At 50.2% G+C, this 7,348-nt stretch carries 9 protein-coding genes; 1 reads left to right on the forward strand and 8 read right to left on the reverse strand.

Going from position 1 to position 7,348, the window contains the following annotated elements:
- The 6 genes from NNO04_RS21830 to NNO04_RS21855 all read right to left on the reverse strand — a co-directional run.
- Positions 1-134: hypothetical protein (locus NNO04_RS21830; RefSeq protein WP_271446448.1), on the reverse strand; the 134-nt coding region annotated here is incomplete at its 3' end.
- Complete coding sequence (gene otsB, locus NNO04_RS21835; protein WP_271446444.1) at positions 109-912, reverse strand: trehalose-phosphatase; 804 nt, start codon at positions 910-912, stop codon at positions 109-111. The genes otsB and NNO04_RS21830, both read right to left, overlap by 26 nt.
- A gap of 164 nt (positions 913-1,076) precedes the next feature.
- Complete coding sequence (gene araH, locus NNO04_RS21840) at positions 1,077-2,063, reverse strand: arabinose ABC transporter permease AraH (RefSeq protein WP_271446449.1); 987 nt, start codon at positions 2,061-2,063, stop codon at positions 1,077-1,079.
- A gap of 14 nt (positions 2,064-2,077) precedes the next feature.
- Complete coding sequence (araG, locus tag NNO04_RS21845) at positions 2,078-3,592, reverse strand: arabinose ABC transporter ATP-binding protein AraG (RefSeq protein WP_192612527.1); 1,515 nt, start codon at positions 3,590-3,592, stop codon at positions 2,078-2,080.
- A gap of 81 nt (positions 3,593-3,673) precedes the next feature.
- Positions 3,674-4,663 carry an arabinose ABC transporter substrate-binding protein AraF gene (araF, locus tag NNO04_RS21850; RefSeq protein ID WP_271446445.1) on the reverse strand — a complete coding sequence of 330 codons (990 nt, stop codon included), beginning with the start codon at positions 4,661-4,663 and terminating at the stop codon, positions 3,674-3,676.
- A gap of 319 nt (positions 4,664-4,982) precedes the next feature.
- Entirely contained in the window at positions 4,983-5,540 is a 558-nt protein-coding gene (locus NNO04_RS21855) for a DJ-1/PfpI family protein (RefSeq protein ID WP_271446446.1), read from the reverse strand.
- A gap of 552 nt (positions 5,541-6,092) precedes the next feature.
- On the opposite strand from NNO04_RS21855, the gene NNO04_RS21860 reads away from it, so the two are divergent.
- Positions 6,093-6,596, forward strand: coding sequence for a non-heme ferritin-like protein (locus NNO04_RS21860; protein WP_271446447.1), 504 nt, complete (start codon positions 6,093-6,095; stop codon positions 6,594-6,596).
- 168 nt (positions 6,597-6,764) lie between these two features.
- Here NNO04_RS21860 and NNO04_RS21865 read toward each other — a convergent pair whose 3' ends face one another.
- Entirely contained in the window at positions 6,765-7,016 is a 252-nt protein-coding gene (locus NNO04_RS21865) for a DUF2766 family protein (RefSeq protein ID WP_162382932.1), read from the reverse strand.
- Positions 7,017-7,131: 115 nt separating this feature from the next.
- Positions 7,132-7,215 (reverse strand): stress response protein AzuC, encoded by an 84-nt coding sequence (gene azuC / locus NNO04_RS21870; RefSeq protein WP_004136622.1) that lies wholly within the window; start codon positions 7,213-7,215, stop codon positions 7,132-7,134.
- Between the last annotated feature and the right edge of the window lie 133 nt (positions 7,216-7,348).

Consider the following 7,348-nt stretch of genomic DNA (forward strand, 5'->3'; position numbering starts at 1 on the left):
GTCTCCCCACTCCAGCCGAACCACAGCCCCCCCGTTGCTTTCAGAGCGCCCAGTACACCAACCGCCAGCCCACCCGCACTGCCTTTATTATCGGGGGGTGCAATTCGATTAGATACTACGACTAAACGACTCATAGCCATCTCTCCTGTCACTCGCTGATTTTTGTTTTTGTTGTGGATAATGGATCTGCTCCAGCCAACGCCAGACGTCCGGCACGCTGGCTAAACGCCAGTTGGCCTGTGTCTCTCCGCAGCCTACTTTTATCGACATGCCGCCTGCCCGATTGACCGCCGCGAACCCCGCTTCATCGGTCAGATCGTCACCTAAAAACAAAGGAATACGGCCTGCAAAGGGGGGTTCCTGCATAAATGCGGCAATGGCTTCACCTTTATCAGTCCCCCGAGGTTTAATCTCCAGCACACATTTACCCGGTTGTAGCGCTAACTGCGGCCAGCGAGCGGTAACGCGCTTCGCCAGCATCAGTAACGTCGCTTCATGTTGCGGTGCCTGCCGGTAATGCAGCGCGAAAGCCATGTTTTTGCTTTCCAGTTCAGCGCCGGGCAGGTTTTCCAGCGCCGCAGATAACTGGTTGTAGACGTCACGTTTTAACGCCTGTGGAAGCGTCACTCTATAGATTTGACCGTTGATATCCCGGCGCTCGGCGCCGTGTACTCCGGCAAGCGGAAAACGATAAGGGGTTGTCAGTGCGTCAAGTTCAGCCATCGAACGCCCTGAAATCAATGCCAGTGCCCCCGCATTTTGCATCGCCAGGCGGTGTAGCATCTGGAGAACGGCGTCTGGTATTGCCACCTGATCGGGGTGAGGCTGTATCTCAGCCAGGGTTCCATCAAGATCAAAAAACCAGGCATGGTTTGCTGATAATTCAGGGGATACGGTTAACAAGTCTGTCACCCTGTTCTCCTCCTTATCATGGTTTTTGGAAGGCGAAAAGCGCTCCCATTAGCATGTAAGTATAGACAGTGTGACAATGCTCGCCATTTTGAAAGACAATCGCCAGCCTTATTAGGGGCTGGCGATCAGGGGGAACTATACTGAAAAGTTAGCTGATAAAAACGTTACACAGTTCGTTTCGCTTTCTGTTTGTAACGGTCGAAGACCACCGCTGCCAGCAGGATTAAGCCACGAACCACATACTGCGCGAAGGGAGAAATATTCAGCAGGTTCATGGCATTTTCCACGGTCCCCAGAATCAACACCCCGGCCACCACATATGAGATTTTTCCAATGCCGCCTTTGAGTGAGACCCCACCCAGTACGCAGGCAGAAATGACAATCAGCTCATACCCAATCGACGTCATCGGCTGGCCGCTGGTCATACGTGATGCCAGAATGATACCTGCCGCAGCAGAAACCAAACCAGAGAGCACAAAGATGATGATTTTGGTGCGAACGACCGGCACACCGGCCAGGCGCGCCGCTTCTTCATTACCGCCAATGGCCAGCGTATTACGGCCAAAGGTGGTTTTGTTCAGCAGCAATCCAAAGATTATCAGACAAGCGACCGTTAACCAGATCGGCGCAGGCAGCCCAAACCAGTTAGCATAACCGAGAGTAAAGAAGCTCTCGTCTTCAATACCGACCGCTTTCCCGTCGGAAATGATATACGCCAGGCCGCGCACAATCTGCATCGTCGCAAGTGTGGTAATCAGAGCATTGATTTTTAAGCGGGCAATCACGAAACCATTCACCAGACCACATAGCACACCGAGTAATAACCCTGCCGCTACGCCAATCCACAGGCTTTCGGTCATGTTGATGACCACGGCAGTCGTCACCCCGGCGCAAGCGATGACGGAGGCGACAGAGAGGTCGAAATCGCCGGATGCCAGGCAGAACAGCATCCCGCAGGCCACCATGCCTGACATGGAGATGGCCAGCCCCAGCCCCTTCATATTGATAAAGGTGGCAAAGTTTGGCACAAAAATAGCGCAAGCCAGGAACAGTACCGCGAACACAACCAGCATTCCGTACTGATCCCAAATGCGACCAAGGTTAAACGGCGACTTAGGTGCGCCAGATCCCGATGTAGTTACAGAAGACATCATACTCTCCTTACTCAGGCGACTGCCTGGCTGACTTTTGGCATAGCAAGGCTCAAAGCCTGCCGTTCATCCGCCTGTTCGTGAAGCAATTCACCGGCGATCTCACCTTCCCTCATCACCACAATACGGTCGGCGACGCCCAGAACCTCCGGCAAATCACTGGAGGCAAACAACACCGCAACGCCTCGCGCCGCCAGGGCGTAGATAACGTTATAGATTTCGTGTTTTGCGCCCACATCAATGCCGCGCGTTGGCTCATCAAGCAAAATGACTTTCATCTCTTCCGACAGCCAGCGTCCCAAAATCGCCTTCTGCTGATTCCCGCCGGAGAGGTTCATGATCAGTTGCTCCGCGCCCGGTGTTTTAATGTTAAGTGAACGAATATGGTGGTCGGCGTTGGTCTCTTCCCAACTGTTGTTAATGAGACATCCACCCCGGACGTGCTTGCGACGCGCGCTGATGTTGATATTGTCGCGTACGGAATGCACCGGGATGATCCCCTCGGCTTTACGGTCTTCCGGGCATAGCATCATGCCTGCCGCAATGGCATTGGCAGGCTTGCGGATATCAATCGGTTTTTCATCGATATACACCTGACCTTCAGTGATACGCGTGCCGCCGAACAACCCTTTCATCAGCTCACTGCGCCCGGCGCCGACCAGGCCAAACAACCCCACAATTTCGCCGCTGCGCACTGACAAACTGATCGGCGTTCTTACACCTGGCGCTTTCACCTCATGCAGACGCAAACGCTCTGCACCATAGGGCCTCGATTCCCAACCGTAAATATCGCCGAGATCGCGCCCCACCATCGCCTGTACTAACGCGTCGTGATTCACCTGCTGCATGTCGGCAAATGTTTTGACATAGCGACCATCTTTGAACACGGTGATGGCATCGCTCAGCGCGAATATTTCTTCCATACGGTGCGAAACGTACAGAATGATGCGACCTTCTTTACGCAGTTCGCGAATGACGCGGAATAGGTTCTCAATCTCTCTGGCGGAGAGTGAGCTGGTCGGTTCGTCAAAGGCGATAATTTTGGCGTTACGCGCCAGCGCTTTGGCGATCTCCACCATCTGCCACTGCCCGATCGAGAGATATTTCAGCGGGGTGTCAGGATCAATATCCATACCTAAATGTTTTAGCTGCAACCCAGCCTCATAATTAAGCAGCGATCGGTTTACAATTCCGCCTTTATGCGGCAACTGACCAAGATAGATATTCTCGGCGACGGTCATTTCCGGCACGAGATGTAATTCCTGATAAATAATAGCGACACCGGCGTTCAATGCGGCAGTGGTGTCAGCAAACGTCACTTCCTGCCCAAGAATCGCCAAAGAACCCGTGGTAGGCGCGTAATTACCGCTGAGAATTTTTAAGAGTGTTGATTTCCCGGCGCCATTTTCACCCATCAGCGCATGCACCTGACCGGCATAGCAGTCAAAACTGATATCCGTTAGCGCTTTGACGCCAGGAAAGGTTTTTCCAATGCCGCGAAATGAGAGATACGGGGTAGACTGTTGCATAACGTCTCCGTGAATCTGGGTCGTTAGTCGTTAATCAGCCCCTCTGCCGCCGCAGCGACAGAGAGTGTTTTCTACTGCCGATTACTTACCGCCTAATCCTTTTTTGGCCAGTTCTTCCTTAAAGTTGTCGCGAGTGATCAGCACCACGTCAGTCACTTCCGTGAATTTTGGCGGTTCAACGCCTTTGGTCACCCAGTTGTAGAGCATTTCACTGGATTTATAGCCATGTACGTCCGGGCTTGGCAGCAACGAACCGTAGAAACCGGTCGCTTGTGCCTTCGACAGTTCACTGACCGCGTCCACGCCGTTGATGCCGATACCGATGACATCGGCGGCTTTAAAGCCCTGGCCTTCAGTGGCGCGTACGCCGCCCAGTACGGTGTTGTCGTTCATCCCCACAACCAGCCAGTGTTTCACTTCCGGATGCTGAACCAGCATGGAGTTCGCGGCATCAAATGCACCGGGGATGTCATTAGATTTCGTCGGCACTTGATAGATCTGTTTTTCCGGGAAGCCAGCGACTTTCAGCGCTTCCATTGAGCCACCAGTACGACGGCGCGCCGTATCCAGTTCGTTTGCCGTAATCGCCATGACTGCGGTCTCTTTTACATCCCAACTGCGTTTTTGCATCTCTTTGTAAAGTTCCTCCCCCTGACGTTCACCAATTTTGGTCGCCGCCATCATGACCAGAGGAACGGTATCCATCGGTTTGCCTTTGGCGTTAACAAACTGGTCGTCCACCGCGATGACCTTCATGTCGTAACCGCGCGCCTTGGCAGCGATTGCCGAGCCGAGTTTCGGGTCCGGGGTACAAATAACAAATCCTTTCGCACCGCTGGCAGCCAGGCTGTCGATGGCGTTCAGTGTCTTCTCGCCATCAGGGACGGCAATTTTAATCACTTCAAAACCCAAATCTTTTCCTGCTTTATCAGCAAATTTCCACTCCGTCTGGAACCAGGGTTCTTCTGGCTGCTTCACCAGAAAACCGAGCTTCATGGTTTCTGCAATAGCGGATTGTGACATAACGGCAGCCAGACCGATGGCCGCCAGCGCTTTAGTGAATTTGTGCATGGTTAACTCCAGCTTTAGCGTTCTTTTATGTAGGGTAAAAACGAACGGTTTTTTGTAATTCAGACGAAAAACAAGGCATTACCATTTGTATCGACGATTAATGCCAGTGCTGGAGTAAGTTTTAGCGGGAAATTGATTCTCCATAGGAGAGCGGCATCACATCACAGAATTACAGTAATTGCGTGCATACATTCAGCGGGAAATGACATAAGAAAATGATAATTTGTCAGACAAATAAAAAGAGGAGTAGCAGATTAGTCCATAAGACCAGCCAGTGAATCCTTGTTCCCGAATACGGGTGTATTCGGGAACATTTTATTTACCAGCGATAGTAAATATGGTCTGCATGATCGCGAACCGGAGCATCATCGCCAAGCAAACGGGCGCTGAGCGTCAACGCGAAATCAAATATGTGGCCTAACCCTTTACCGCTAATCAGATTACCATCTTCAACGACCGGCGCATCCACGTATTCGCCATCAGTCACGTTCTCCCACAACTCACCGGAACAGACGTAGCGACGTCCCTTCAGCAATCCATTTCCACCCAGAACGCGGGCCGCCGCAGAACAGACGGGGCAAATAAATTTGCCTGCCGCGTCATGTCGGGAAACGAAATCGACCACTTCAGCGCTCGCTGCCAGATTCACGCTTCCGTGGGGGCCGCCAGGCAACACCACGGCGTCAAAAAGCGTGTCCAGTCGTTCAGTCAGCGTACTGTCCGCCACCATAGGAATATCGTGGTAACTCACCACGGCACGAGACTCCGCACAGGCTAATGTTTCAACTTCGATATCCAGTCGACGCAAAATATCGATAGTCACAATGGCTTCTGCTTCTTCAAATTCAGGTGCCAACAGAACAGCTACCCTTTTCATTCACTACTCCTCTCTTCTATCCGTGCAGTTCAAACAGACAATGACAAAGAGGCGATTGGCTGGTTGAACGTTTCTAAAAATGATCTGGCACAAACTTCAGCCCTGGTGGGAGCCCCGCCAGTACAGCTCCATCTAATAATTTCCGAAACAGGTATGATGGATAATTATCATTGAACAAATGATACCCGATGAAACTATTCTATTCTGTGATTTGAAATGATATTTCAAAAATTGCCATCTACTTTAATCAGCGATAAATCATGGCGTTGTATCGATAACTACCAACTCTAAAATTCCCGGTTCATAACTCATTTTTAGAAAAAATATGTAAAAAAGTTTAAACATTTCGCCATAAGGATTTTCTTATACCCATACAGACGCTATGCTTATTCAGATCATCAACGGAATTGACTGCGTGATCACATAAAGGACCGGCAGAACGGATTTATTCTGCTAACAGTTTCACTTGTGCGTAGATGTTAAGTGCGGCAACAGCCTGCTGCACTGATGCTGGTTACGCACATCCCCTTTTCTGGAAATAAGGATATTGACATGGCTGCAGTAGGAATGGCTCACAAGCTCAACGCTCAGATGAATCGGGAATTTTACGCATCCAATCTTTACCTTCGCATGAGCGAGTGGTGTTCAGAACACAGTTTGACGAGCACGGCGATGTTTCTGCGTACTCAGGCGCAAAGTAACATCACTCAAATGATGCGCATGTTTAATTTTATGAAGAGTAAAGGCGCTAATCCCATCGTTAAACCCATTGATATTCCCGGCGATGAGTTAACGTCACTGGAAGAGTTATTTCAGAAAACACTCGACGATTATCAGCAACGTTCCAAAACCTTGTCGAATTTAACCAGCGAAGCAAAAGCGTTGAATGACGACCTCACACTTGATTTCCTCCACGATCTGAAAAAAGAACAGCAGCAGGATGGCGTGCTGTTACAAACGATCTTTGATGAAGTTCGCAGCGCCAGACGTGCGGGTCTGTGCATGGCGCAAACAGACAAACACTTACTTAACGTCGTCAACCACCAGCACCACTAATGGCGGTATAACGCCGGAAACGTCATAACCCCAGTCTGGTCTGCAAGCACATCTACCGCAGGCCGGCAGCCGAAGTATCACCTTCTCAACCGACGGTTCAGAAACGTTTACGCCCCCTGATTCAGGAGGCGTAATAAAAAGTTTCAGCAATCTAACACTTTGATTTATTTAGTGAGCTTCGCCCTGCGGCGTGAATTTCAGCTCGATCAACGCGATGGCTTTCTGGATCGCGCGCATCGTCACGGGATCGGCGGCGGAAGGATGACTTGAAAAATCGATGTTTTTCAGTTGGGTGGACATTTTCTCGCGAACTTCGACGGGGGCGATCACGTCAAGAACGTCCAGAATTTGTTTGATAACCAGTTGGCAGGCAACGACGTCAGAGACCAGTTCCTGATCGGCGTTCAATGTTTGGGACATAGTGAGCTCCTTATAGAAAGGTCGTCATAGTACCCATTCAGGAGCAGAAACGATAGCAGCGTAAACGCAGCAGAGAAACGGGTATAAAAAAACCTGCCGTAGCAGGTTTTTTTTATCAGAACATACCGCCTGGCGGTACATCTTTGAATGTTTTGCAATAATTTTCGAACATGCTTTTCAGAATTTTGCGCAGTTTCATAGCATTGCTCCGTTTGATTGTTGTTCAGGTTTTATTGTCTACGAGCAATATAATATGACACCCATCACAAAAATCAATACTTATGTGATGCAGATCACACTAAAAAATGTGCAAATTCTATTCGCTTCAATGC

The sequence above is a fragment of the Citrobacter sp. Awk 4 genome (assembly GCF_028069725.1).
In the GTDB taxonomy this organism is placed as follows: domain Bacteria; phylum Pseudomonadota; class Gammaproteobacteria; order Enterobacterales; family Enterobacteriaceae; genus Citrobacter_D.

What these genes read in the sequence shown, in the direction of transcription:
- araH (WP_271446449.1), bottom strand. Translation starts at nt 2,063, where the DNA reads ATGTCTTCTGTAACTACATCGGGATCTGGCGCACCTAAGTCGCCGTTT.
- araG (WP_192612527.1), bottom strand. Translation starts at nt 3,592, where the DNA reads ATGCAACAGTCTACCCCGTATCTCTCATTTCGCGGCATTGGAAAAACC.
- araF (WP_271446445.1), bottom strand. Translation starts at nt 4,663, where the DNA reads ATGCACAAATTCACTAAAGCGCTGGCGGCCATCGGTCTGGCTGCCGTT.
- NNO04_RS21855 (WP_271446446.1), bottom strand. Translation starts at nt 5,540, where the DNA reads ATGAAAAGGGTAGCTGTTCTGTTGGCACCTGAATTTGAAGAAGCAGAA.
- NNO04_RS21860 (WP_271446447.1), top strand. Translation starts at nt 6,093, where the DNA reads ATGGCTGCAGTAGGAATGGCTCACAAGCTCAACGCTCAGATGAATCGG.
- NNO04_RS21865 (WP_162382932.1), bottom strand. Translation starts at nt 7,016, where the DNA reads ATGTCCCAAACATTGAACGCCGATCAGGAACTGGTCTCTGACGTCGTT.
- azuC (WP_004136622.1), bottom strand. Translation starts at nt 7,215, where the DNA reads ATGAAACTGCGCAAAATTCTGAAAAGCATGTTCGAAAATTATTGCAAA.